Here is a 26,101-nt window from a genome sequence, read left to right on the forward strand (position 1 = left end):
CGCCGGCCTCACCCCCGTGATCGATCGTGACCGGTCCGCGGCTCCGGCCGGGTGAGGGGGCCCGGCGCCGAGGCGGCGGACCGCACCGCGTTAACGCCGACTAACCTGCCCCCCATGACTGTGACTCTCGAGGCCGACGGCGGCGTCGGCACCATCCGGCTCGACCGCCCGCCCATGAACGCGCTGGACATCGCCACCCAGGACCGGCTGCGGGAGCTGGCCGCGGAGGCGACGCACCGCGACGACGTACGGGCCGTGGTGCTCTACGGCGGGGAGAAGGTGTTCGCGGCGGGCGCGGACATCAAGGAGATGCGCGAGATGGACCACGCGGCGATGGTGGCCCGCTCCCGCGGTCTCCAGGACGCCTTCACCGCCGTGGCCCGCATCCCCAAACCGGTGGTGGCCGCGGTGACCGGCTACGCGCTGGGCGGCGGCTGCGAGCTGGCGCTGTGCGCCGACTACCGGATCGCCGCCGAGGACGCGAAGCTCGGCCAGCCCGAGATCCTGCTCGGACTGATCCCGGGCGCGGGCGGCACCCAGCGGCTGGCCCGGCTGGTCGGTCCGTCGAAGGCCAAGGACCTGATCTTCACCGGCCGCCAGGTGAAGGCCCCGGAGGCCCTGGCGCTCGGCCTGGTGGACGAGGTGGTGCCGGCCGCGGAGGTCCACGAACGGGCCCGTGCCTGGGCGGCGCGGCTGGCCGCCGGTCCGGCCATCGCGCTGCGCGCGGCCAAGGAGTGCGTGGACGCGGGGCTGGAGACGGACATCGACACCGGGCTGGCGATCGAGCGGAGCTGGTTCGCCGGACTGTTCGCGACCGAGGACCGGGAGACCGGCATGCGCAGCTTCGTCGAGGAGGGGCCGGGCAGGGCGAAGTTCCGCTGAGCCGGGCCGGTCGAAGGCCCGGGCACGGCACGGGACACGGCACCGGACACGGGGGCGGGCCCCGGGTGGAGCGCGGAGGCGCGGAACGGCGCGCGAGCCGTTTCGCGCCTCGCTCCGGTGCGCCGGAGGGGGGTGCGAGACCCGCCGCGCTCCACCAGATGCCCGGCCGGTGGACGGATTCCCGCGGTACGGCCTCGCGGCGGGCGTTCCGGAGCCATCATGAGAGCCATGGCGGGAGTCGACGGGGCGTGTACGGGACCTACCGGATCGTCGTCCGCACCGGCGCCCGTGCCCGCTGCGGCGGGCACGGCGGACCCGGGGCTCCCCGCCGCCCCGGACGAGCCCGGCGACCCGGCCACCGGGGAGGTGCGGCTGCCCAACCGCCCCGAGTCCGCGCGCACCGCGCGCCGGCTCGCCCGCTCCGTCCTGCTGGCCCGCTGGGGGCTGCCCGTCCCGCTCGCCGAGGACACCGTGCTGCTCGTCTCCGAACTGGTCGGCAACGCCGTACGGCACACCGGTGCCCAGACCCTCGGGCTGCGGATGCGACGGCAGCGCGGCCGGATCCGGGTCGAGGTCCGTGACCCCTCGCGCGGGCTGCCGTGCCTGCTGCCCGTCCGGGAGCTGGACATCAGCGGCCGCGGGCTGTTCCTGGTGGAGCGGCTCTCCGACCGGTGGGGCGTGAACCTGCTGCCGTACGGCAAGACGACCTGGTTCGAGATGCGGACCGAGGAGCACTGACCGGGGGCGTCGGCCGGTGTCAGCGGCCGGCCGCGTACCGCTGGGTACCCGCCCGGCGCCGCCGGTCGTTGCACAGCAGGCACCGGCCCCAGCCGGGGGGCAGCGGATCCTCCTTGTCCCCGTACAGCGGGTCGATCGCGCCACGCGGATGCTCGCGGCAGCCCGTACCGCCCCGGTCCCCCTCCAGCGCCCGGGCCGCCTCCAGCGCCCGGCGCAGCGCGTCCACCAGCTCGGCCGTCTGGTCCGCCGGGGGCGCGTCGTCCAGCCCGAAGGCGATGTCGGAGGCGGTGTGCAACGCGGTCTGCAGCTCCCGCACCTCCGCCCGGCGTGCCTGAGCCGCCTGTCCTGTCTGACCTGTCTGACTCATACGCCGCAGCGTAGGTGCCCGCACCGACATCCGGCCCGCGGTCCGGCGCGGGTCCCACGAAGGGGGCCGCCGCGGCCCCTCGACGGAAAACCGCGTGTGCTCCGTCAGTGGCGAACCGTAGTCTCACTCCTGATGTCTGCCGTCGCCACCGATCCCCCGCATCCCGGTTCCCCCCGCTCAGGTCCTCCCCCGGCCGCCGGTCCCCGCGAGCCCGCCGCGGGTCCCGGGCCCGCCGGGGACGCCGGCCGCTCCGCCGTACGCTCCCTGCTGCGGCTGTGGCCCCATGTGCGTCCCGTGCGGGCGCGGCTGTTCACGGCGGCGTTCGTCGCGATCGTCGCCTCCTGCCTGGGCCTGGTCATTCCGCTGATCCTGAAGTGGATCGTGGACGGCCCCATCGCCGGCCGCGACACCGGCGGGGTGTGGCTGGGCGGCGCCCTGCTGCTGGCCGTCGGCGTGCTGGAGGCCCTGCTGTTCGGGCTGCGGCGATGGCTGGTGGCCCGCCCGCTGGCCGGGGTGGAGGCGGCGATGCGCGCCGACCTGTTCCGGCACCTGCAGCGGCTGCCGGTCGCCTTCCACGACCGCTGGGCGAGCGGGCAACTGCTCTCCCGGGCCACGGCCGACCTGCACCTGCTGCGGCTGTTCCTGGCCTTCCCGCTCACCTTCCTGCTGGTCAACGCCACCACCATCCTGGTGGGCTGCGCCGTGCTGCTGGCCCAGGAGTGGACGCTGGGGCTGGTGCTGCTGGCGCCCGTGGCGCCGCTGGTGGTGCTGTGCTCGGTCTTCGAGACGCGGTACGCGCTGGCGGCGCGCCGGGCACAGGACCAGGTCGGCGATCTGACCACGGTCGTCGAGGAGTCGGTCCTCGGCATCCGGATCATCAAGGGCTTCGGGCGCCACCACAGCCAGGCCCGCGCCTTCCGGGAGCTCTCCCGGCGGCTGCTGGGCACCGAGCTGCACAAGGCGCGGCTGCTGGCGGGCATCTGGGCGGTGATCATGACGCTGCCGGAGCTGGCCATCGGCGCCGCCCTGGTGTGGGGGACGGTCCAGGTGGCCGACGGGGAGCTGTCGGCGGGCACCCTGGTCGCCTTCCTCACCACCGCGCTGGCGCTGCGCTGGCCGGTGGAGTCGATCGGCTTCCTGCTCGCCATGAGCAACGAGGCGGCCACCGCGGCCGACCGCTACTTCGAGGTGCTGGACGAGCCGGTGCCGCCGGACGTGCTCACCACCGGTGTTCCGGCGCCCGGTCCCGCTCCCGGGGCCCCGGCGGCGGGAGCCGCCCGGGCGGGCGGCCTCCGCTTCGAGCGGGTCGTCTTCCGGTATCCGGACGCGCCGCCGGACACCCCGCCCGTCCTGGACGGCGTCGACCTGCGCGTCCGGCCCGGTGAGACGATGGCGCTGGTCGGCGCCACCGGCAGCGGCAAGACCACGCTCACCGCCCTGATCCCCCGGCTGTACGAGGTCACTTCCGGCCGGATCACCCTCGACGGCCGGGACATCGCGGCGCTCCCCCGCGACGAGCTGCGCTCGCTGGTGGCCGTGGCCTTCGAGGAGCCCACCCTGTTCTCCGCCTCGGTGCGGGAGAACGTCCTCATGAGCGCCTCCTCGGCGGAGGCGCCCGGGGACGCCGACCTGGCGCGGGCCCTGCGGGTCGCCCGGGCCGAGGAGTTCGTGTCCGCGCTGCCGCAGGGGGCGGACACGCAGGTCGGCGAGCAGGGGCTGAGCCTGTCCGGCGGCCAGCGGCAGCGGCTGGCGCTGGCCCGCGCCGTCGTGGGCCGCCCCCGCTTCCTCGTGCTGGACGATCCGCTCTCCGCGCTCGACGTCCGCACCGAGGCCCTGGTGGAGGCGGCCCTGCGCGAGGTGCTGGCCGGCACCACCGCCCTGGTGGTCGCGCACCGGCCCTCCACCGTGCTGCTGGCCGACCGGGTGGCGCTGCTGTCGCGGGGCCGGATCGCGGCCGTCGGCACCCATCAGGAGCTGCTGCGCACCAGCGCCGAGTACCGCCGTCTGATGTCCGGCGCGGACCATTCTGACCGGGGGAACCACGAGGAGGGACGATGACCGCGACCGTCACCGGGCCGCCCCCCGAGGGGGAGGGCGCCCCGGAGGCCCCGGAGGACGAGCGGGGCGGCGGGGTCGCCGCGCCACCGGCACCGGCACCGGACGGGCCGGACGGCCGGACGGACGCGTTCGACCGCGACGTCCTGCCCGCACCGCGGGGCGCCTCGCGCCGGCTGCTCGGCTCACTGCTGCGCCCGCACCGGCCGTGGGTGGCCGTGGCCGCCGTGCTGCTGCTCCTGCAGCAGGCCGCCGTGCAGGCCGGACCGCTGCTGGTGGCGTACGCCATCGACCGGGCCGTGCCCGCCCTGCGCGACGGCGACCGCGGCCCGCTGCTGGCCGTCGCGGCGGGGTACGCGCTGTGCGCGCTGTCCGCCGGCGCGCTGCAGTACGCCTTCGTCCGCGCCGCCGCACGGATCAACCAGCGCGTCCTGCTGGAGCTGCGGAGCCGGATCCACCGGCACGCCCAGGCCCTCGGCGTGGACTTCCACGACCGCTACACCTCCGGCCGGCTGATCTCCCGCGCCACCACCGACGTCGAGGCGCTGCGCGAGCTGCTGGACGAGGGGCTGCAGGAGCTGCTGGGCGTGATCCTGTCGGTGGTCTACATCTGCGCGATGCTGCTCTGGCTGGACCTCGGGCTGGGCGGCGCGGCGGTGTTCTCCTTCGTGCCGCTGCTGATGATCGTGCAGAACTTCCGGCGCCGCTCGAAGCGCGTCCACAGCCGGAAGTCCACGGCCACGGCGGCGCTCATCGTGCGGTTCACGGAGACGGTGAACGGTATCCGCCCGGTGCAGGCGTTCCGCCGCGAGCGGGCGGGCGAGAAGGAGTTCGGCCGGCTCAACGACCGGCATCTGCGGCTCAACGGCGACGCCATCCTGGAGATGGCCCGCTATGTGGTCTCCTCCCGGCTGGTCGCCAACACCGCGCTGGCCGCCATCGTGCTCTGGGGCGCGCACCGGGTGGCGTCCGGCTCGCTGGAGCTGGGCGTGCTGGCCGCGGCGGCGCTGTACCTGCGGCGGCTGTACGACCCGATCGACCGGCTGGGGATGTTCCTCAACTCCTACCAGTCCGCGGCGGCCTCCCTGGAGAAGATCGCCGGACTGCTCGCCCAGCGCCCCTCCGTCCCCGAACCGGTCCGCCCGCGGCCGCTGCCGGAGCTCTCCGGAGGCGGGCCGGGCCGGGCGGCGGTGTTCGAGGGGGTGCGCTTCGCCTACCGCACCGGCGGCGAGGTCCTGCCCCGTTTCGACCTGGAGATCCCGGCCGGGCAGACGGTCGCGGTGGTGGGCGCCACGGGCGCGGGCAAGTCCACACTCGCCAAACTGCTCGCCCGCTTCTACGACCCCACCGCGGGCCGGGTGCTGCTGGACGGGGTGGACCTGCGGGAACTGGCCACCCCCGAGCTGCGGCGCGGGGTGGTGATGGTGACCCAGGAGGCGTTCCTGTTCTCCGGCACGGTCGCGGAGAACATCGCGATCGGCCGCCCGGACGCCTCCCGGGAGGAGATCGAGCGGGCGGCGCGGGCGATCGGCGCCCATGAGTTCATCGCCGCCCTCCCCGAGGGCTACGACACCGACGTGCGCAAGCGCGGCGGGCGCATCTCCGCCGGTCAGCGCCAGCTGGTCGGCTTCGCCCGGGCCCTGCTGGCCGACCCGGCCGTGCTCATCCTGGACGAGGCGACCAGTTCGCTGGACATCCCCGGTGAACGCGCGGTGCAGCGGGCCATGCACACGGTGCTGCGCGGCCGTACGGCGCTGGTGATCGCCCACCGGTTGTCGACGGTGGAGATCGCCGACCGGGTGCTGGTCATGGCGGAGGGCCGGGTGGTGGAGGACGGCCCGCCGGGCGAGCTGATCACCGGTACCGGCCGCTTCGCCGAACTGCACCGGGCCTGGCGCGGCAGCCTGGTCTGACCGGGACGGGCCTGCACCGGGCCCGTCCCGGGGCCGGACCCGCTGCCCCTCCGGAGCGGAACGGCCCGCCGGACACGGCGCCGGGCCCGGTGGGCCGCCGCACGGCAGCGGCCCGGGGCCGTCGCGGACGGCGCCTCCGGCGCCTGTGCCGCCTTCCGTTTCCCCCGTGCCGGCGCTCCGGCGCGCACGGCGCCCCTCGTCACCGGCTCATCGCGCGTCATCTTCGCGTAAACGGTTATGTTCCGGCCATTTTCTTGATCTGCTCCTGACATACACCCCGCCGCGGTGCCACTCTCCACGCTGTGCGCGCTTCTCGTCACCCGCGCGCACACGAGACGCTCACACCTCACATCCCCCCGCTTCGCAGCGCTCTCCAGAGGGAGTCCAGCGTGATACGCAGATCCACCCCCCGCACCCGCACCACCACCGCCGCCGGTGTGCTCGCCACCGCGTCGGCCCTGCTGGCGGTCGGTCTGGCCGGCCAGACCGCCACCGCCGCCCCCGGGGCCACCGCGGCCAGGCCCGACCCGGGGGCGCTCTCCGCCGAGCTCTCCCCCGCCCAGCGCGCCGGGTTACTCAGGGCCGCCGAGGCCGACACCGCCGCCACCGCCCGGGACCTGGGACTCGGCGGCAAGGAGGAACTGAAGGTCCGCGACATCGTCAAGAACGCCGACGGGACCGTCCACACCCGCTACGAGCGCACCTACGCGGGACTGCCCGTGATCGGCGGCGACCTGGTCGTCGAGGAGTCCCCGGAGGGCGAGGTCAGGGAGGTCACCAGGGCCACCCCGGCGAAGCTCTCCCTGCCGTCGACCGAGGCCCCGGAGAAGCACCGTCCGAAGACCGCCGGGGCCGACGGCGGCACCGCGCCCCGCAAGATCGTCTGGGCCGCCGACGGCACGCCGGTGCTCGCCTGGGAGCGGGTCGTCGACGGCGTCCAGAAGGACGGCACCCCCAGCGAGCTGCACATCGTCACCGACGCGCGGACCGGTGAGAAACTCGCCGAGTACCAGGGCGTGCACACCGGCACCGGCGAGAGCATGTACTCCGGGCGGATTCCCCTCACCACCGGCTCCGCGGACGGCCGTTACACCCTCCAGGACGGCGAGCGCGGCGGCCACCTCACCTACGACCTGGCCGGGAAGACCACCGGCACCGGCAGCCTCTTCACCGACGACGACGACCTGTGGGGCGACGGCTCGCCGTACGACTCCCAGACCGCCGCCGTCGACGCCCACCACGGCGCGGCCCAGACCTGGGACTACTACAAGCAGGTGCACGGCCGCGACGGCGTCCGCGGCGACGGCACCGCCCCGTACAGCCGGGTCCACTACGGCGTCAACTACGTCAACGCGTTCTGGTCGGACGACTGCTTCTGCATGACCTACGGCGACGGGGCGGGCGACACCAGGCCCCTGACCTCGCTCGACGTGGCCGCCCACGAGATGACACACGGTCTCACCTCCCACAGCGCCGGGCTGCTGTACCGGGGTGAGTCGGGCGGTCTGAACGAGGCGACCTCCGACATCTTCGCCGCCGCCGTGGAGTTCCGGGCGAAGAACCCCCAGGACCCGGGCGACTACCTGCTGGGCGAGAAGGTCGACATCTTCGGCGACGGCTCCCCGCTGCGTCACATGGACCGGCCGAGCAAGGACGGCCGTTCCCGGGACTACTGGTCCCCCAGCCTCGCCGACGAGGACGTGCACTTCTCCTCGGGCGTGGCCAACCACTTCTTCTACCTGCTCAGCGAGGGCAGCGGCGCCAAGACGATCAACGGGGTGGCGTACGACTCCCCGACCTACGACGGCAAGCCGGTGACCGGCGTCGGGATCGAGGCCGCGGAGCGGATCTGGTTCAAGGCGCTCACCGAGAAGATGACGTCCACCACCGACTACGCGGACGCGCGCGCGGCGACGCTGTCCGCCGCGGCCGACCTGTTCGGGGCCGGCAGCGAGCAGTACGAGGCGGTCGCCCACGCCTGGGGGGCGGTCAACGTCGGCCCCCGGCCCGGCGCCGCGGACGGCGGCACCGCGCAGGGCGTCGCCTTCGAGAGCACCGAGGCCCTCGCGATCCCCGACCCGGGCACCGTGGAGTCCGCGATCACCGTCGACCGGAAGGGGAGCGCGACCGCGGTGACGCAGGTGGGCGTGGACATCACCCACTCCTTCCGCGGTGATCTGCGCGTCGAGCTGGTCGCGCCGGACGGGACGGTCTTCCGGCTGAAGAACAGCAGCCTGTCGGACTCCGGCAAGAACCTCCGGCGCACCTACGAGGTGGACGCCGCCGGCAAGACCGCCGAGGGCGTCTGGACGCTGCGGGTGACCGACGCCCACAAGTCCGACTCCGGCACCCTCAACGGGTGGAAGCTGGTCTTCTGACCGGGCCCCGGCCCACTTTCCGTCGGACCACGCGCCGGGCCCCACACCGGTGCCTCCGCGAGGGAGCCGCGCCGGCCCGGCGCGGCTCCCTCCTGGCTTCAGGCCCTTCGGTCCGCCCGGCCCGGAACCCCGGGCCGGGCGGACGCGTCAGCGCAGCAGCACCCCGGCGGCCTCCCTGGCCTGGAGGTCGTCCGGGGGCAGGGCGACCAGGCCCAGTTCGGCCGGGCCGGCCAGCAGCGGATGCGCGGGCAGGACGCGGACGGTGTAACCGAACGGGCCGGGGCGGTCCAGCGCGAGCAGCCCCTCGTACAGCCGGCCGCCGTCCTCCGCGGGTTCGCCGGAGGCCTTGAGCGGCACCCGGACGGCGTCCGCGGCCGAGATGGTGTCCGCGGCGTCCACCCGTCCGGCCACCGCCTGCACCTCCACATCGCCCGGCGCCAGGTCGCCCAGCAGCACCCGTACCCGCAGCGCCAGCTTGCCGCCCAGCTCGACGGACCCGGCCACCGACTCCACATGGTCGACGGCCACCCGCGGCCAGCCGGCCCGCACCCGGGCCTTCCACTCGGCCAGCCGCTCCGCGGCGGCGGTGTCCATCGCCCGGTGGGCACGGGCGGCGGGGGTGTAGAGCCGCTCGACGTACTCGCGCACCATCCGGTCGGCGGGCAGCTTCGGGCCCAGCCGGGTGAGCGTCTGCCGGACCATCCCGATCCACCGCTCCGGCAGAGCGTCCCCGGCCGTCCCGCGCTCGTAGAAGCACGGCGCGACCTGCTCCTCCAGCAGCCCGTAGAGCGCGGCGGCCTCCATGGCGTCGCGCCGCTCCCGGTCGGCGGGGCTGTCGCCGAGCGGGATTCCCTCTCCTCCGGCTCCTCCAGCAGCCCCGCTTCCCCCCGCGGCGTCGTCGGCCGTGGGGATGGCCCAGCCGAAGTCCGGCTCGTACCACTCGTCCCACCAGCCGTCCAGCACCGAGAGGTTGAGGCCGCCGTTGAGCGCCGCCTTCATCCCGGAGGTGCCGCACGCCTCCAGCGGGCGCAGCGGGTTGTTGAGCCACACGTCGCAGCCGGTGTAGAGGTGCTGCGCCATGCCCATGCCGTAGTCGGGCAGGAAGACGATCCGGTGCCGCACCCGGGGGTCGTCGGCGAACCGCACCAGCTCCTGGATCAGCCGCTTGCCGCCCTCGTCGGCCGGGTGGGCCTTGCCCGCGACCACGAACTGGACCGGCCGCTCGGGGTGCAGCAGCAGCCGGGTGAACCGTTCGCGGTCGCGCAGCATCAGCGTCAGCCGCTTGTAGGCCGGAACGCGCCGCGCGAATCCGACGGTGAGCACGTCCGGGTCGAACACCCCGTCGATCCAGCCCAGTTCGGCGGGGGACGCGCCGCGCTGCCGCCAGGAGTCGTACAGCCGCCGCCGCACCTCCTGGACCAGTTGCCCGCGCAGGGTGCGGCGCAGCTCCCACAGCTCGGCGTCCCCCGCGCCGGGATCCAGCCGGCGCATCTCGGGGGCGGTCCAGGTGGGGGCGTGGACGCCGTTGGTGACGGAGGCGATGGGCACCTCCCCGGCGTCGAAGCCGGGCCACAGGCCGCGGAACATCTCCCGGCTGACCGAGCCGTGCAGGGTGGAGACGCCGTTGGCGCGCTGGGCCAGCCGCAGACCCATGACCGCCATGTTGAACACGCCGCCGTCGCCGCCCGGATAGGTCTCGGTGCCCAGCTGGAGCACCTGCTCGGCGGCCACCCCGGGCAGCTCGCCGTCCTCCCCGAAGTGGCGGGCCACCAGCTCGCGGTCGAAGCGGTCGATCCCGGCGGGGACGGGGGTGTGGGTGGTGAACAGCGTCCCGGCGCGCACGGCCTCCACCGCGGCCTCGAAGGGCGCGCCGCGCTCGCCCAGCTCCCGGATGCGCTCCAGGCCGAGGAAGCCGGCGTGCCCCTCGTTGGTGTGGAACACCTCCGGTTCGGGGTGACCGGTGATCCGGCAGTACGCGCGCACCGCCCGCACCCCGCCGATGCCCAGCAGCATCTCCTGGAGCAGCCGGTGCTCGCTGCCCCCGCCGTAGAGCCGGTCGGTGACGTCGCGTTCGCGCGGGGCGTTCTCCTCCACCCCGGAGTCCAGCAGCAGCAGCGGCACCCGGCCGACCTTCGCCAGCCACACCTGGGCGTGCAGCGTCCGCCCGCCCGGCAGCCGCAGCGCCGGGCGGACCGGGGTGCCGTCCGGCTCGCACAGCGGCTCCAGGGGCATCTCGTCCGGGTCCAGGACGGGGTAGTGCTCCTGCTGCCAGCCGTCCCGGGACAGGCTCTGCCGGAAGTAGCCGTGCCGGTACAGCAGGCCGACGCCGATGAGCGGGGCGCCGAGGTCGCTGGCGGCCTTGAGGTGGTCGCCGGCGAGGATGCCGAGCCCGCCGGAGTACTGGGGCAGGGCGGCGGTGATGCCGAACTCCGGGGAGAAGTAGGCGACGGCGGCGGGCAGCTCGCCCTCCGCGCGCTGGTACCAGCGCGGTTCGGTCAGGTAGTCGTGCAGGTCACCGGCGGCGGCGGAGAGCCGTCGCAGGAAGCCGGGGTCCTCGGCCAGCTCGTTCAGCCGCCGGGCGGACACGGCCCCCAGCAGCCGTACCGGGTCGCCGCCCGCGTCGCGCCAGCCGTCGGGGTCGGCGGAGCGGAACAGCTCTCTGGTCTCGGGGTGCCAGGACCAGCGCAGGTTGCGCGCGAGGTCGCTGAGGGGTCGTAGGGGCTCCGGAAGGACGGGACGGACAGAGAATCGACGAATGGCCTTCACACCTCGACGGTAGCGGGCCCGGCACCCTTTTCGCCCGGTAAACCGGAGTCCGCCGCCGATCCGGCTCATGCACGCATATGACCACACGGAGTGTCACTTTGCGTTCATGTTTCCGGCACTCGGTGCCGTGGTATACGGGCTCGAACGGGCTGTCCGAAGCGTGCGCGGCGAGCGGGTTGCGACCGTGTGACGGGGACGTTCCCCGGTGCGCTGTTACGTACCGGTAGTTCACACGGGTCCGGCTTTCCCCCCGCTCCGCCTGGGCAGGTTCTTTTCCTGCGGCCCTTTCGGGGCACTCCGAAACGAGAAGCGTCACGCCACCCGAGTGAAAGCGGACAGGAGCGGCCATGCCCGCGACCCGTCAGCGGTCTGTGGAACAGATAGAAAGTACGAAACCACCCGTAACGCCATCAGGGGATCCCATGATCGGTCGCATTCCCGTACTGGATGTCCACCCGCTCGTCGACTGTGGACGCCGTCCGGCGAAGGCGGTGGCCGGTGAGACCTTCCAGGTCTCGGCCACCGTCTTCCGTGAGGGGCACGACGCGGTCGGCGCGAACGTGGTGCTGCGCGATCCGGGCGGACGGCCCGGCCCGTGGACCCCGATGCGGGAGCTGGCGCCCGGCACCGACCGCTGGGGCGCCGAGGTGACCCCCGACGCGGAGGGCCGGTGGACCTACACCGTCGAGGCCTGGGGCGACCCGGTCACCACCTGGCGGCACCACGCAGGAATCAAGGTCCCGGCCGGCATCGACGCCGAACTGACCCTCGCCGAGGGAGCCGCCCTGCACGAGCGGGCCGCGGCCGGCGTGCCCGAGGACGCCGACGGCGGGGCCCGGGCCGCCGTGCTGGCCGCGGCCGACGCCCTGCGCGACACCTCCCGCCCGGTCGCCGCTCGGCTGGCGGCGGCCCTGACGCCCGAGGTGACGGCCGTGCTGGACCGGTATCCGCTGCGCGAGCCGGTCACCGCCACCCGCCCGCTGCCGCTGCTGGTGGAGCGCAGGAGGGCGCTGTTCGGCTCGTGGTACGAGTTCTTCCCGCGCTCGGAGGGCGCGGTCGTGAAGGAGGGCGAGCCGCCCGTGTCCGGCACCCTGCGCACGGCCGCCGAGCGGCTGCCCGCGGTCGCGGACATGGGCTTCGACGTGGTCTACCTGCCGCCGGTCCACCCCATCGGCGAGTCGTTCCGCAAGGGGCCCAACAACTCCCTCACCGCCGGCCCCCACGACGTCGGCAGCCCCTGGGCCATCGGCTCGTCCGCCGGCGGCCACGACGCGATCCACCCCGACCTGGGCACCTTCGAGGACTTCGACCACTTCGTGGCCCGCGCCCGCGAGCTGAACCTGGAGGTCGCCCTGGACTTCGCCCTCCAGTGCTCCCCGGACCACCCGTGGGTCAAGGAGCACCCGGAGTGGTTCCACCACCGCGCCGACGGCTCCATCGCCTACGCCGAGAACCCGCCGAAGAAGTACCAGGACATCTATCCGATCGCCTTCGACGCGGACATGGACGGCATCGTCGAGGAGACCCTCCGCCTGCTGCGGCTGTGGATGTCCCACGGGGTGCGGATCTTCCGGGTGGACAACCCGCACACCAAACCGGTCGTCTTCTGGGAGAAGGTGATCGCCGAGATCAACCGGACCGACCCGGACGTGATCTTCCTCGCCGAGGCGTTCACCCGTCCCGCGATGATGCACACCCTGGCGAAGGTCGGCTTCCAGCAGTCGTACACATACTTCACCTGGCGCAACGGCAGGGACGAGCTGACCGACTACCTGATCGAGCTGACCGGGGACGCCGCCTCCTACATGCGGCCCAACTTCTTCGTCAACACCCCCGACATCCTCAACGAGTACCTCCAGCACGGCGGACGGCACGCCTTCGAGATCCGGGCGGTGCTCGCCGCGACCCTCTCCCCCACCTGGGGCGTCTACTCCGGTTACGAGCTGTGCGAGAACACCCCGGTACGGCCGGGCAGCGAGGAGTACCTCGACTCCGAGAAGTACCAGCTCCGTCCGCGCGACTGGGCGGCGGCCGAGCGGGCGGGCACCACCATCGCCCCGCTGATCACCGCGCTGAACGGACTGCGCCGCCGCCACCCGGCGCTGCAGCAGCTGCGCAACCTGCGCTTCCACCACTCCGACAATCCATCGATCATCGCCTACTCGAAGCGCGGTACGCGCCCCTACGCCGACACGGTTCTCACGGTGGTCAACCTCGATCCCCACCACACCCACGAGGCCACGGTCTCGTTGAACCTGCCGGAACTCGGCCTCGCCCCCGCCCAGGAGAGCGGCGCCGAGCCCTTCCCGGTGCGCGACGAGCTCACCGGCGAGACCTATCACTGGGGCAGGGACAACTATGTGCGCCTGGAGCCGGGCCGTGCCGCGGCGCCCGCGCACATCCTCACCCTGCGACCGTCCTCACCGACCGGAGGGTCACCCACACCATGACCGTCAACGAACCCGTCATCGACACGTTCGAGGACACGCCCGCCAAGGACCGCGACCCCGACTGGTTCAAACGGGCCGTCTTCTACGAGGTACTGGTCCGCTCCTTCCAGGACAGCAACGGCGACGGCATCGGCGACCTGAAGGGCCTCACCGCCAGACTCGACTACCTCCAGTGGCTGGGCGTGGACTGCCTCTGGCTGCCCCCGTTCTTCAAGTCCCCGCTGAAGGACGGCGGGTACGACGTGGCCGACTACGCCTCGGTGCTGCCGGAGTTCGGCGACCTCGCCGACTTCGTGGAGTTCGTCGACGCCGCCCACCAGCGCGGCATGCGGGTCATCATCGACATGGTCATGAACCACACCAGCGACCAGCACCCCTGGTTCCAGGAGTCGCGGCGCGACCCCGACGGCCCGTACGGCGACTACTACGTCTGGGCCGACGACGACAAGCAGTACGCGGACGCCCGCATCATCTTCGTCGACACCGAGGCGTCCAACTGGACCTTCGACCCGGTGCGCAAGCAGTACTACTGGCACCGGTTCTTCTCCCACCAGCCGGACCTGAACTACGAGAACCCGCAGGTGCAGGAGGAGATGATCTCCGCCCTGCGGTTCTGGCTGGACCTGGGCATCGACGGCTTCCGGCTGGACGCGGTCCCCTACCTCTACGCGGAGGAGGGCACCAACTGCGAGAACCTGCCGGCCACCCACGAGTTCCTCAAGCGGGTGCGTGCCGAGATCGACGCCCACTACCCCGACACGGTGCTGCTGGCCGAGGCCAACCAGTGGCCCGAGGACGTCGTCGACTACTTCGGCGACTACTCCAAGGGCGGCGACGAGTGCCACATGGCGTTCCACTTCCCCGTCATGCCGCGCATCTTCATGGCGGTGCGGCGCGAGTCGCGCTACCCGGTCTCCGAGATCCTGGCCAAGACCCCCGCGATCCCCTCGGGCTGCCAGTGGGGCATCTTCCTGCGCAACCACGACGAGCTGACCCTGGAGATGGTCACCGACGAGGAGCGCGACTACATGTACGCGGAGTACGCCAAGGACCCGCGCATGCGCGCCAACATCGGCATCCGGCGCCGGCTCGCCACCCTGCTGGACAACGACCGCAACCAGATCGAGCTGTTCACCGCCCTGCTGCTGTCCCTGCCCGGCTCGCCGATCCTGTACTACGGCGACGAGATCGGCATGGGCGACAACATCTGGCTGGGCGACCGGGACGCGGTGCGCACCCCGATGCAGTGGACGCCCGACCGCAACGCGGGCTTCTCCTCCTGCGATCCCGGCCGGCTCTTCCTGCCCGCCATCATGGACCCGGTCTACGGCTACCAGGTGACCAACGTCGAGGCGGCCATGAGCAGCCCCTCGTCGCTGCTGCACTGGACCCGCCGGATGATCGAGATCCGCAAGCAGAACCCGGCCTTCGGGCTGGGCTCGTACACCGAGCTGCCCTCGTCCAATCCCGCCGTGCTCGCCTTCCTGCGCGAGTACGAGGACGATCTCGTGCTGTGCGTGCACAACTTCTCCCGCTTCCCCCAGCCCACCGAACTGGACCTGCAGGCCTTCAGCGGGCGCCATCCGGTGGAGCTGATCGGCGGGGTGCGCTTCCCCCCGGTGGGTGAGCTGCCGTACCTGCTGACCCTGGCGGGGCACGGCTTCTACTGGTTCCGGCTGCGGAAGCAGGCCTGACGGCGGGCGGAGTACGGGCCGCACGGCGGTGCACCGGCCCGGGGAAAACCCGTGTCACGGGTTAGTCCCGGGCCGGTGTGGGCACGATTGCCAACACCGAAGACACCACCAACGGCGCGGGTCGGCCGAGTTCGTGCCCCCCCGATGTCCTCGATACCGCCTCGGAAGTTCACTAGCCCGCTCGGTGGGTACTCCCCGACACGTCCCGCACCGCCGGACACCCACAGCCGCAATCCGGGACACTCTGCCGTACCTTTCGTGTGCCCGGGGAAAGGACGTCATGTCGGACAGCTCCTCGCCCCGCGCCGCCGTCGTCGCCACGCGCGAGTCCGGGGGCGCGGCGCTGCTGCGTTCGCTCACGCCGCTGCTCACCGAGTGGCTTCCGCGGCAGCGCTGGTTCGCCGGGAAGGGGCGGCCCGTCAGCGGCTTCACCCTGGTCGCCGCCACCGAGCTGCTGCCGTGCGCGAGCGGGGCCGCGCCCGGTCTGCTCCATCTGCTCGTACGGGCCCAGCAGCCCGGCGGCCCCGAGCAGACCCACCCGGTCCCCGCCGACTGCTACCAGCTGCTGCTCGGGGTGCGCCCCGCCCTGCCGCCGCCGCTGGCCGGTTCCCTGATCGGTCATCCCGCCGACGGGCCGCTGCGCGGCCGCACGGTGTACGAGGCGCTGCACGACCCGCGGCTGGCCGCCGTCCTGCTGGAGCGGCTGCGCTCCCCCGGCCGGCTCGGCCCGCTGCGGTTCCAGCGCGAACGCGGCACCGTCATCCCCACCGGGCTCCCGCCGAGGCCGCTGAGCGTGGAGCAGTCGAACTCCTCCGTGGTCTACGGCGACCGGTACATCCTCAAGCTGTTCCGCCGGGTCAGCCCCGGTGTCAACCCCGACCTGGAGCTGCCGCTGGCCCTGGCCCGGGCGGGCTCGGACCGGGTGCCCGCGCCGGCCGCCTGGTTCGAGGCGCGGCCCGGCGGCGAGACGGGCGACCCGATGACGCTGGGGGTGCTCCAGCCCTTCCTGCCGGGCACCAGTGACGGCTGGCAGCTCGCGCTGCGCTCGCTGGCGGTCCGCGGCGACTTCACCGGTGCCGCCCGGGCCCTGGGCAAGGCGGTCGCCGAGGTGCACACCACCCTGGCGGAAGCGCTGCCGGTGATCGCGCTGCGCCGCCGCCAGCTGGAGTTCATCGCCTCCGGCATGAACGAGCGGCTGGAGGCCGCGGCCGCCTCCGTACCCGCCCTGCGCCCGTACCAGGGGCAGCTGCGCTCCGTCTTCGACGCCGTGGCCGACCTCGGCCGCAGCGGCCGGTCCTGGTCCGCCCAGCGCATCCACGGCGACCTCCATCTGGGCCAGGCGCTGTGCGCGGGGGACACCGACCGGTGGTCGGTCATCGACTTCGAGGGCGAGCCCGCCCGTCCGATCTCCGAGCGGCGCCGTCCGCAGCCGGTGGTGCGGGACATCGCGGGCATACTGCGCTCGTTCGACTACGCGGCCTGCCAGCACGCCCGGGCCTCCTCCGGAGACGCCGGGTGGGCGCGCGAGTGGGCCGAGAAGAATCGTGACGCCTACTGCTCCGGTTACGCGAACGCCGCCGGCTCCGACCCGCGCGACGAGGACGTACTGCTGCGCGCCTACGAGACGGACAAGGCCGTCTACGAAGTCCTGTACGAGGCCAGGCACCGCCCCGCCTGGCTCGCCATCCCGATGTCCGCCATTCACCGCCTCGCGGACACCTGAACGACTCTGCGCACCAGGAGGCATCTTCCGTGACCCCCCGTCCTGACAGCCGACCGCTGCCCGACGCCTCCCCCCCGGCCGCCCGCGCCGGGAACGAAGGCGCCGCCGCGTCCCCGGACGCCGCCGGCCCGGCGGACGCGGCCGGGGCGGCGCGGCCCGCCGCGAAGAAGGCCGTCAAGAAGGCCACCGCCAAGAAGACCGCGGCGAAGAAGGCACCCGCCAAGACCACGGCCGCCGCGAAGAAGACCGCGGCCAAGAAGACGGCCAAGGACACGGCGGAGAAGACCGCCGCCAAGGCCGCGGCGAAGACCACCAAGAAGGCCACCGTCAAGAAGACGGCCGCCGAGAAGACCGCCGCCAAGAAGACCGCGGTGAAGAAGACGGCGGCCAAGAAGGCACCCGCCAGGAAGGCGGCCGGGAAGGCGCCCGGACCGGTCGCCGTGCGGCAGACCGAGCCGCTCAAGGACCACGCCCCCAACTGGCCCGACGCCCGCACCCCCGCCCCTGCCGCCGCCCCCGCCGCCGCAGGCCCCGCCGACGGCACCGGTACGGCGCCCGCCCTGGACCCCGGCGAGCGGCAGCGGCTGCTCCACGGCACCCACCACGACCCCCACACGGTGCTCGGCGCGCACCGGGTGGGCGACGGGCTGCTGCTGCGCACCCTGCGCCCGTACGCCCGCGCGGTCACCGTCCTGGTCGAGGGGATGCGGGCCGAGCTGCACGACGACGGCGACGGGCTGTTCTCGGGGGTGCTCCCCCTGACCGTGCGCGACGCCCTCCCGGCGTACCGGCTGCTGGTGCGCTACGGCGAGGCACCCGGCGAGGACGAGATCGAGACCGAGGACCCGTACCGCTTCCTGCCCACCATCGGCGAGCTGGACCTGCACCTGATCGGCGAGGGCCGCCACGAGGAGTTGTGGCGGGCGCTGGGCGCCCGCCCCATGACCGTCGACGGGGTGCCCGGCACCCGCTTCACCGTCTGGGCGCCGAACGCGCTGGGCGTACGGGTCGCCGGGGACTTCAACTACTGGGACGGGACGGTCTTCCCGATGCGCTCGCTGGGCGGCAGCGGCGTGTGGGAGGTGTTCCTGCCCGGTGTCGGCCCGGGCGCGCTGTACAAGTTCGACATCACCCGCCCGGACGGCACCCACACCCTGCGCGCCGACCCGATGGCCCGCCGCACCGAGAAACCGCCCGCGACCGCCTCGGTGGTGGAGGAGTCGGAGTACGTCTGGCAGGACGCGCAGTGGCTGGCGCGCCGCGCCGAGCTGGCCCCGCACCGGGCGCCGGTGTCGGTCTACGAGGTGCACCTGCCGTCCTGGCGCCCCGGACTGACCTACCGCGAGCTGGCCGAGCAGCTCCCGGCGTACGTGAAGGAGCTGGGCTTCACCCATGTGGAGCTGATGCCCGTCGCCGAGCACCCCTTCGGCGGCTCCTGGGGCTACCAGGTCACCGGCTTCTACGCGCCCACCGCCCGGATGGGCACCCCGGACGACTTCCGGTATCTGGTCGACCGCCTCCACCAGGAGGGCATCGGCGTCCTGATGGACTGGGTGCCCGCGCACTTCCCCAAGGACGAGTGGGCGCTGGCCCGCTTCGACGGCACCGCCCTGTACGAGCACTCCGACCCGGCCCGCGCCGAGCACCCCGACTGGGGGACGCTGGAGTTCAACTTCGGCCGTACCGAGGTGCGCAACTTCCTGGTGGCCAACGCGGTCTACTGGTGCGAGGAGTTCCACATCGACGGGCTGCGGGTGGACGCCGTCGCCTCGATGCTCTACCTCGACTACTCGCGCGAGTCCGGCCAGTGGACGCCCAACGTGTACGGCGGCCGGGAGAACCTGGAGGCGGTCTCCTTCCTGCAGGAGATGAACGCCACCGTCTACCGGCGCTGCCCCGGTGTGATCACCGCCGCCGAGGAGTCCACCGCCTGGGACGGCGTCACCCGCGCCACCCACCACACCGGGCCGGGCGGTTTCGGCGGTCTGGGCTTCGGCTTCAAGTGGAACATGGGCTGGATGCACGACTCCCTGGAGTACATGGCCAAGGAGCCGGTCCACCGCAAGTACCACCACAACGAGATGACGTTCTCCATGGTGTACGCCTACTCGGAGAACTACATCCTGCCCATCTCCCACGACGAGGTGGTGCACGGCAAGGGGTCGCTGGTGTCGAAGATGCCGGGCGACTGGTGGCAGCAGCGGGCCGGCCACCGGGCGTACCTGGGCTTCATGTGGTCCCACCCGGGCAAGCAACTGCTGTTCATGGGCCAGGAGTTCGCCCAGGGCGCGGAGTGGTCCGAGGTGCACGGCCCGGACTGGTGGCTGCTGGACCCGGCGTACTCCGCGGCGGGCGACCACCAGGGGGTGCGCGAACTGGTCCGCGACCTCAACCACGTCTACACCGCCACCCCCGCGCTGTGGGAGCGGGACACCGAGCCGGCGGGCTTCTCCTGGATCGAGGGGAACGCGGCCGAGGACAACGTCTTCGCCTTCCTGCGGTACGCCGCCGACGGCACCCCGCTGGTCGCCGTGTCCAACTTCTCCCCGGTGGTCCGCACCGACTACCGGATCGGCGTCCCGGCCGAGGTGCCGGCCTGGCGCGAGATCCTCAACACCGACGCGGCGCGGTACGGCGGCAGCGGCGTGGGCAACCCCGAGCCGCTGAAGACCGACGCATCCGCCCCGGCCCACGGCCGTCCGGCGGGCATCGCCCCGACCCTGCCCCCGCTGGCGACGATCTGGCTCGTCCCGGCCTGAGGCCGGGACGGACACGCGGTCCCGTTCCCTCTCCCGGAGGCGGGAACGGGACCGCCCGGGCCCCGGGCGGGGCGGGCGCGCAGCCGGCGGGACGGCTCAGAAGACCGCCTCGGTCTCGTCCATCCGGTCCTGCGGCACCGTCTTCAGCTCGGCCACCGCGTCCGCCAGCGGCACCATCGTGATCTCGTTGCCGCGCAGGGCCGTCATCCTGCCGAAGTCGCCGCGGTGGGCGGCCTCCACGGCGTGCCAGCCGAAGCGGGTGGCCAGTACCCGGTCGTACGCGGTGGGAGTGCCGCCGCGCTGGACGTGGCCGAGGATGACCGGCCGGGCCTCCTTGCCCAGCCGGTGCTCCAGCTCGACGGCGAGCCGGTTGCCGATGCCGGTGAAGCGCTCGTGGCCGTACTGGTCGATCTGCCCCTTCTCGTAGGACATCGAGCCCTCGGCCGGGCGGGCGCCCTCCGCCACGCAGATCACCGCGAACTTCTTGCCGCGCGCGAACCGCTCCTGGACCATCTTGCACAGGTCGTCGATCTGGAAGGGCCGCTCGGGCACGCAGATGCCGTGCGCGCCGCTCGCCATCCCGGCCTCCAGCGCGATCCAGCCCGCGTGCCGCCCCATGACCTCCACGACCATCACGCGCTGGTGGGACTCGGCAGTGGTCTTCAGCCGGTCGATGGCCTCGGTGGCCACGGTGACGGCGGTGTCGAAGCCGAAGGTGCGGTCGGTGGCGGAGATGTCGTTGTCGATCGTCTTGGGCACGCCGACCACCGGCAGCCCGGCGTCGGCCAGCATCCGGGCGGCGGTCAGGGTGCCCTCGCCGCCGATCGGGATGAGCGCGTCGAGCCCGAGGCGCTCCAGCAGCTCCTCGGAGTTCTGGCAGGCCTCGCGCAGCCGGCCGCGCTCCAGCCGGGCCGAGCCGAGGATGGTGCCGCCGCGGGCCAGGATGCCGGAGACGGAGTTGATGTCGAGCGGCCGGTGACGGCCGTCGAGCAGGCCCTTGAAGCCGTCCTCGAAGCCGATGACTTCGTCGTTCCGGTCGACCACGGCGCGGTGCACGACCGAACGGATCACGGCGTTCAGACCGGGGCAGTCGCCGCCTGCGGTGAGGACTCCGATGCGCATGGGGATCGTTTCTCCTGCTCGCTGCTGGTTCGGGTGCGCCACGCCGATTGTTTCACGCCCTGAACACATTCCGGCCGCCCGTCTCACATCTCGTTCGGTGCGCGACGTCACCGGGCCCGGCGGTAAGGTCGACGGTGGGTTGGAGCCGAACCGGAGGGTGTCCGGGGCAGGACGCGCCGGACTCGCCTGGTGAGGACGCGTTCCCGGCCCTTCTCCGCGGCGGTTCCGGCGCGGCGGACACGGGTACGCGACCGGGGACGGCCCCCCGGGCCCGGTGAACGCGAGACGTAGGGAGAACGCACGTGGCGCGCGGCGTGTACGTGACCGGCATCGGCCGCGGTGACGGCCGGCAGGTCGTGGAGCTGGGGGTCATGGAACTCCTGTCCCGCCGGATCGGCCGGGTCGGCGTCTTCCGCCCGTTCGCCCACGACGGCCCCGATCCCATCTACGACCTGCTGCGCAGCCGCTACCGGCTGTCCCAGCCGCCGGGCACGGTGATGGGCCTGGGCTACGACGAGGCCGCCGCCGTGCTGGCCGACAAGGGCACCGACGAGCTGGTCTCCCTCCTGGTGGACCGCTTCCACACCGTCTCACGCGGCTACGAGGCCGTCCTCGTGCTGGGCACCGACTTCGCCGACACCGGGCTGCCCGCCGAGCTGGCCCTCAACGCCCGGCTGGCCAACGAGTTCGGCACCCCGGTGCTGCCCGTGGTGGCCGGGGCGGGGCAGGACGAGGACTCGCTGACCGCCGAGGTCCGCAACGCCCACCACGCGTACGCCTCGCTGGGCTGCGAGGTGATCGCGATGATCGCCAACCGGGTCCCCGGCGCGTTCGCCCACCGGGCCGCCCGCACCCTGGGCGGGCAGCTCCCGGTGCCGGTGTACGCCCTGCCGGAGGAGCCCGCGCTGGCCGCCCCGACCGTCTCCCAGGTCGCCGAGGCCCTGGGCGCGGAGGTCCTCCAGGCGGACCCGGACGGGCTGGCCCGTGACGTGCGCGGTTTCGTCTTCGGCGGCGCCACGCTGCCGACCTTCCTGCCCGCCCTCACCGAGGGCTGTCTGGTCCTCACCCCCGGGGACCGCGCCGACCTCGTCGTCGGCGCGCTCGCCGCGCACTCCGCCGGCTCCCCGGCCATCGCCGCGGTGCTGCTCACCACCGACCGGCGGCCCGGCGAGGAGACGATGGCGCTGGCCGCCCGGCTCTCCCCGGGCACCCCGGTGCTGGCGGTGTCCGAGGGCTCGTTCCCGACCGCGGCCCGGCTGACCACCCTGGAGGGCAGGCTCACCACGGCCACCCCGCGCAAGGCCGAGATCGCGCTGGGCCTGTTCGAGAACGAGGTGGACACCGGCCGGCTCAGCGAACGGCTCTCGGTGGCCCGCGGCGACCGGGTCACCCCGATGATGTTCGAGCACGAGCTGATCGAGCGCGCCCGCTCCGACCGCCGCCACATCGTCCTGCCGGAGGGGACCGAGGAGCGGGTGCTGCGGGCGGCGGAGGTGCTGCTGCGGCGGGGCGTGTGCGATCTGACCCTGCTGGGCCGGGAGGGCGGGGTCCGCCGCCGCACCGCCGACCTGGGCATCGACCTGGGGCTGCTGGGCCACGACGAGCTCCCGGAGGGGACGGGCGCCTGGGCCCGGGTGGTGGACCCGGAGACCTCGCCGCTGCGCGAGCGCTTCGCCGAGCTGTACGCGAAGCTCCGCGCCCACAAGGGCGTCACCTACGAGCTGGCCTGGGACCTGGTGTCCGACGTGACGTACTTCGGCACCCTGATGGTCCAGGAGGGGCTGGCCGACGGCATGGTCTCGGGCGCGGCGCACTCCACGGCGGCGACCCTGCGGCCCGCCTTCGAGATCATCCGCACCCGGCCGGACGCCGCGATCGTCTCCTCGGTGTTCTTCATGTGCCTGGCCGAGAAGGTGCTGGTCTACGGCGACTGCGCGGTCAACCCCGACCCGGACGCCGAACAGCTCGCCGACATCGCCGTCCAGTCGGCCACGACCGCCGCCCAGTTCGGGGTGGAGCCCCGGATCGCGCTGCTGTCGTACTCCACCGGCACCTCCGGCTCCGGGGCGGACGTGGACAAGGTGCGGCGGGCCACCGAGCTGGTGCGGGAGCGCCGCCCGGACCTGCTGGCGGAGGGGCCGATCCAGTACGACGCCGCGGTGGAGCCGTCGGTCGCGGCGACCAAGCTGCCGGGCTCCAGCGTCGCCGGGCGGGCCACCGTGCTGGTCTTCCCCGACCTCAACACCGGCAACAACACCTACAAGGCCGTCCAGCGCTCGGCCGGCGCCGTGGCGGTCGGGCCGGTCCTGCAGGGGCTGCGCAAGCCGGTCAACGACCTCTCGCGCGGCGCCCTGGTGCCCGACATCGTCACCACCGTGGCGATCACCGCCGTCCAGGCGCAGCAGAACCGGCGGGAGCGGGGCGCGCCGCCGCCCGGCGGCCCGGAGGAGCGGCCGGGCGGGGCGAGCGGGACGGCGGTGCTCCGGTGAGAGGCACCCGGGTCCTCGTCCTGAACTCCGGCTCCTCATCGGTGAAGTACCAGCTCCTCGACATGGCCGACCACTCCCGGCCGGCCGCCGGCATCGTCGAGCGGATCGGGGAGCGCACCTCGTACCTGCGGCACACCCCGGCCGGCGGCGCGCCCCGGGAACGCGAGGAGGCCGTCGCCGACCACGGCGCGGCACTGGAGGCCGTCGCCGCGGAACTGGCCCGCGACGGCCTCGGTCTGGACTCCCCCGAACTGGCCGCGATCGGCCACCGCGTGGTGCACGGCGGCCGGCGGTTCACCGCGCCGACCGTGATCGACGACGAGGTGCTGGCCGAGATCGAGCGGCTGGTGCCCGTCGCGCCGCTGCACAACCCGGCCAACCTCGCCGGTATCCGCACCGCCCTGGGACTGGCCCCGGGGCTGCCGCAGGTGGCGGTCTTCGACACCGCCTTCCACACCACGATGCCGGAGTACGCCGCCCGGTACGCCATCGACCCCGCCGTCGCCGACGCGCACCGGGTGCGCCGCTACGGCTTCCACGGCACCTCGCACGCGTACGTCTCGCGCCGCACCGCCGAGCTGCTGGGCCGCGAGCCGTCCGAGGTGAACGTCATCGTGCTGCACCTGGGCAACGGCGCCTCGGCCTCGGCGGTGGCGGGCGGGCGGTGCGTGGACACCTCCATGGGGCTCACCCCGCTGGAGGGCCTGGTGATGGGCACCCGGTCCGGCGACATCGACCCGGCGGTGGTCTTCCACCTGGCGCGGGTCGCCGGGATGTCGGTCGACGAGATCGACACCCTGCTGAACAAGCGCAGCGGTCTGCTGGGGCTGTGCGGGGACAACGACATGCGGGAGGTCCTGCGCCGGATGGACTCCGGCGCAGAGGACGCCGGGGACACCGGGGACACCGGGGACACCGAAAGCGCAGCCTCCGCGAAGCTGGCCTTCGACATCTACATCCACCGGCTGCGCAAGTACATCGGCGCCTACTTCGCCGTGCTCGGCCGGGTGGACGCGGTCGCCTTCACCGCCGGGGTCGGGGAGAACGCCGCCCCGGTGCGCCGCGCCGCCGTCGCCGGGCTGGAGGGGCTGGGCCCGGTGGTGGACCCGGAGCTGAACGAGGCGCGCGGCGGCGGGCCGCGGCTGATCTCCCCGGCGTCCGCGCGGGTCGCGGTGGCCGTCGTGCCGACGGACGAGGAGCTGGAGATCGCCACCCAGACGTATGCGCTGGTCACCGGTGCCGCCGCGAGACCGGGGTGATCCGGCTCACCCCCTGGAACGTTTTGCCACTGAACAAAAGATAGGATCGCCCCCATGCGCCGTTCCAAAATCGTCTGCACCCTGGGTCCCGCCGTGGATTCCTACGAGCAGCTCAAAACGCTGATCGAAGCCGGCATGAACGTGGCCCGCTTCAACATGAGCCACGGAAGCCACCCGGAGCACGAGGAGCGGTACCACCGACTCCGCAAGGCCGCCCAGGAGACCGGACGGGCGATCGGCGTCCTCGCCGACCTCCAGGGTCCCAAGATCCGCCTGGAGACCTTCGCCGACGGGCCGGTGGAGCTGGTCCGCGGGGACGAGTTCACCATCACCACCGAGGACGTCCCCGGCGACCGGACCATCTGCGGCACCACCTACAAGGGGCTGCCCGCCGACGTCTCCAAGGGCGAGGCGATCCTGATCAACGACGGCAACGTCGCCCTCCAGGTCATCGACGTGGAGGGTCCGCGGGTGCGCTGCATCGTCATCGAGGGCGGTGTGATCTCCGACCACAAGGGCATCAACCTGCCCGGTGTGGCGGTCAACGTCCCGGCCCTGTCGGAGAAGGACGTCGAGGACCTGAGGTTCGCGCTGGAACTGGGCTGCGACATGGTGGCGCTGTCCTTCGTCCGGGACGCCGCCGACGTCCGCGACGTGCACCGGGTGATGGACGAGGTCGGCCGCCGGGTCCCGGTGATCGCCAAGGTGGAGAAGCCGCAGGCCGTCGAGAACATGGAGGACGTCGTCCTCGCGTTCGACGGCGTGATGGTCGCCCGCGGCGACCTGGCGGTGGAGTACCCGCTGGAGAAGGTCCCGATGGTGCAGAAGCGGCTCATCGAGATGTGCCGCCGCAACGCCAAGCCGGTGATCGTGGCGACCCAGATGATGGAGTCGATGATCACCAACTCCCGGCCCACCCGCGCCGAGGCCTCGGACGTGGCCAACGCGATCCTGGACGGCACGGACGCGGTGATGCTCTCGGCGGAGTCCTCCGTCGGCCAGTATCCGATCGAGACCGTCAAGACGATGTCGAGGATCGTCCAGGCCGCCGAGGAGGAGCTGCTCTCCCGCGGCCTCCAGCCGCTGGTACCCGGCAAGAAGCCGCGCACCCAGGGCGGTTCGGTGGCCCGCGCGGCATGCGAGATGGCGGACTTCCTCAACGGCAAGGCGCTGATCGCCTTCACCAAGTCCGGCGACACCGCCCGGCGGCTGTCCCGCTACCGGGCCGCCCAGCCGATCCTGGCCTTCACCACCGAGCCGTCCACCGCCTGTCAGCTCGCGCTCAGCTGGGGCGTGGAGACCTTCGTGGTACCGCACGTCGACCACACCGACGAGATGGTCGACCTGGTGGACGCCGAACTGCTCAAGCTCCAGCGGTACAACCCCGGCGACACCATGGTCATGACGGCCGGTTCGCCGCCCGGCGTCCCCGGCACCACCAACATGGTGCTGGTGCACCACCTGGGCAACGAGGAGCGCTGACGGCGGTCCCGCGAGAGCACGGGA

15 protein-coding genes are annotated in these 26,101 nt (G+C 73.2%); 12 read left to right on the forward strand and 3 right to left on the reverse strand.

Features of this window, described 5'->3' with window-relative positions; genetic code table 11:
* The first annotated feature begins 114 nt into the window (after window positions 1–114).
* Together V1L54_RS04600 and V1L54_RS04605 are read left to right on the forward strand one after the other, a co-directional pair.
* Window positions 115–882, forward strand: a complete 768-nt coding sequence (locus V1L54_RS04600; RefSeq protein WP_330116547.1) for an enoyl-CoA hydratase/isomerase family protein — start codon at window positions 115–117, stop codon at window positions 880–882.
* A gap of 228 nt (window positions 883–1,110) precedes the next feature.
* Window positions 1,111–1,620 (forward strand): ATP-binding protein, encoded by a 510-nt coding sequence (locus V1L54_RS04605; protein ID WP_443076478.1) that lies wholly within the window; start codon window positions 1,111–1,113, stop codon window positions 1,618–1,620.
* Between the two features lie 19 nt (window positions 1,621–1,639).
* Here the strand turns inward: V1L54_RS04605 and V1L54_RS04610 are convergent, their stop codons facing one another.
* Window positions 1,640–1,987: a hypothetical protein gene (locus tag V1L54_RS04610; RefSeq protein ID WP_330116549.1), complete on the reverse strand. Its 348-nt coding sequence runs from the start codon at window positions 1,985–1,987 to the stop codon at window positions 1,640–1,642.
* A 132-nt stretch (window positions 1,988–2,119) separates the two neighbouring features.
* Between V1L54_RS04610 and V1L54_RS04615 the strand changes: the two genes are divergently transcribed.
* The 3 genes from V1L54_RS04615 to V1L54_RS04625 all read left to right on the forward strand — a co-directional run bounded on the left by V1L54_RS04615 (window position 2,120) and on the right by V1L54_RS04625 (window position 8,333).
* Window positions 2,120–4,045 (forward strand): ABC transporter ATP-binding protein, encoded by a 1,926-nt coding sequence (locus tag V1L54_RS04615; protein ID WP_330116550.1) that lies wholly within the window; start codon window positions 2,120–2,122, stop codon window positions 4,043–4,045.
* Window positions 4,042–5,955 (forward strand): ABC transporter ATP-binding protein, encoded by a 1,914-nt coding sequence (locus V1L54_RS04620; protein ID WP_330116551.1) that lies wholly within the window; start codon window positions 4,042–4,044, stop codon window positions 5,953–5,955. Before V1L54_RS04615 ends, V1L54_RS04620 begins: the two co-directional genes overlap by 4 nt.
* Window positions 5,956–6,344: 389 nt before the next feature.
* Window positions 6,345–8,333, forward strand: a complete 1,989-nt coding sequence (locus V1L54_RS04625; RefSeq protein ID WP_330116552.1) for a M4 family metallopeptidase — start codon at window positions 6,345–6,347, stop codon at window positions 8,331–8,333.
* Between the two features lie 147 nt (window positions 8,334–8,480).
* On the opposite strand, the gene glgP is transcribed toward V1L54_RS04625, so the two are convergent.
* Window positions 8,481–11,099, reverse strand: a complete 2,619-nt coding sequence (glgP, locus tag V1L54_RS04630; protein ID WP_330116553.1) for an alpha-glucan family phosphorylase — start codon at window positions 11,097–11,099, stop codon at window positions 8,481–8,483.
* A 422-nt stretch (window positions 11,100–11,521) separates the two neighbouring features.
* Between glgP and V1L54_RS04635 the strand changes: the two genes are divergently transcribed.
* The 4 genes from V1L54_RS04635 (at window position 11,522) to glgB (ending at window position 19,725) form a co-directional block, all read left to right on the forward strand.
* Entirely contained in the window at window positions 11,522–13,549 is a 2,028-nt protein-coding gene (locus V1L54_RS04635; RefSeq protein ID WP_330116554.1) for an alpha-1,4-glucan--maltose-1-phosphate maltosyltransferase, read from the forward strand.
* Window positions 13,546–15,243, forward strand: coding sequence for a maltose alpha-D-glucosyltransferase (treS, locus tag V1L54_RS04640; RefSeq protein WP_330116555.1), 1,698 nt, complete (start codon window positions 13,546–13,548; stop codon window positions 15,241–15,243). The genes V1L54_RS04635 and treS overlap by 4 nt, the downstream gene beginning before the upstream one ends.
* 280 nt (window positions 15,244–15,523) lie before the next feature.
* Window positions 15,524–16,966 carry a maltokinase N-terminal cap-like domain-containing protein gene (locus V1L54_RS04645; RefSeq protein WP_330116556.1) on the forward strand — a complete coding sequence of 481 codons (1,443 nt, stop codon included), beginning with the start codon at window positions 15,524–15,526 and terminating at the stop codon, window positions 16,964–16,966.
* 29 nt (window positions 16,967–16,995) lie between these two features.
* A complete protein-coding gene (gene glgB / locus V1L54_RS04650) occupies window positions 16,996–19,725 on the forward strand; it encodes a 1,4-alpha-glucan branching enzyme (RefSeq protein WP_330116557.1) in 2,730 nt (909 codons plus the stop codon).
* Window positions 19,726–19,821: 96 nt separating this feature from the next.
* Here the strand turns inward: glgB and V1L54_RS04655 are convergent, their stop codons facing one another.
* Window positions 19,822–20,847 (reverse strand): ATP-dependent 6-phosphofructokinase, encoded by a 1,026-nt coding sequence (locus tag V1L54_RS04655; protein ID WP_330116558.1) that lies wholly within the window; start codon window positions 20,845–20,847, stop codon window positions 19,822–19,824.
* A gap of 302 nt (window positions 20,848–21,149) precedes the next feature.
* Between V1L54_RS04655 and pta the strand changes: the two genes are divergently transcribed.
* Genes pta through pyk form a run of 3 tightly spaced genes read left to right on the forward strand, consistent with a single transcriptional unit; the run spans window position 21,150 to window position 26,077 of the window.
* Entirely contained in the window at window positions 21,150–23,336 is a 2,187-nt protein-coding gene (gene pta / locus V1L54_RS04660) for a phosphate acetyltransferase (protein ID WP_330116559.1), read from the forward strand.
* Entirely contained in the window at window positions 23,333–24,595 is a 1,263-nt protein-coding gene (locus V1L54_RS04665; RefSeq protein ID WP_330116560.1) for an acetate kinase, read from the forward strand. The genes pta and V1L54_RS04665 overlap by 4 nt, the downstream gene beginning before the upstream one ends.
* Window positions 24,596–24,649: 54 nt before the next feature.
* Window positions 24,650–26,077 carry a pyruvate kinase gene (gene pyk, locus V1L54_RS04670; RefSeq protein WP_330116561.1) on the forward strand — a complete coding sequence of 476 codons (1,428 nt, stop codon included), beginning with the start codon at window positions 24,650–24,652 and terminating at the stop codon, window positions 26,075–26,077.
* Window positions 26,078–26,101 lie beyond the last annotated feature (24 nt).

It is taken from the genome of Streptomyces rubellus, assembly GCF_036323805.1.
Taxonomy (GTDB): Bacteria; Actinomycetota; Actinomycetes; order Streptomycetales; family Streptomycetaceae; genus Streptomyces.

Excerpts from the sequence above, each read along its gene's own strand:
- pyk (WP_330116561.1), top strand. The coding sequence starts at position 24,650 with ATGCGCCGTTCCAAAATCGTCTGCACCCTGGGTCCCGCCGTGGATTCC.
- V1L54_RS04600 (WP_330116547.1), top strand. The coding sequence starts at position 115 with ATGACTGTGACTCTCGAGGCCGACGGCGGCGTCGGCACCATCCGGCTC.
- V1L54_RS04620 (WP_330116551.1), top strand. The coding sequence starts at position 4,042 with ATGACCGCGACCGTCACCGGGCCGCCCCCCGAGGGGGAGGGCGCCCCG.
- V1L54_RS04610 (WP_330116549.1), bottom strand. The coding sequence starts at position 1,987 with ATGAGTCAGACAGGTCAGACAGGACAGGCGGCTCAGGCACGCCGGGCG.
- V1L54_RS04605 (WP_443076478.1), top strand. The coding sequence starts at position 1,111 with ATGGCGGGAGTCGACGGGGCGTGTACGGGACCTACCGGATCGTCGTCC.
- V1L54_RS04645 (WP_330116556.1), top strand. The coding sequence starts at position 15,524 with ATGTCGGACAGCTCCTCGCCCCGCGCCGCCGTCGTCGCCACGCGCGAG.
- V1L54_RS04635 (WP_330116554.1), top strand. The coding sequence starts at position 11,522 with ATGATCGGTCGCATTCCCGTACTGGATGTCCACCCGCTCGTCGACTGT.
- V1L54_RS04655 (WP_330116558.1), bottom strand. The coding sequence starts at position 20,847 with ATGCGCATCGGAGTCCTCACCGCAGGCGGCGACTGCCCCGGTCTGAAC.
- V1L54_RS04615 (WP_330116550.1), top strand. The coding sequence starts at position 2,120 with ATGTCTGCCGTCGCCACCGATCCCCCGCATCCCGGTTCCCCCCGCTCA.
- treS (WP_330116555.1), top strand. The coding sequence starts at position 13,546 with ATGACCGTCAACGAACCCGTCATCGACACGTTCGAGGACACGCCCGCC.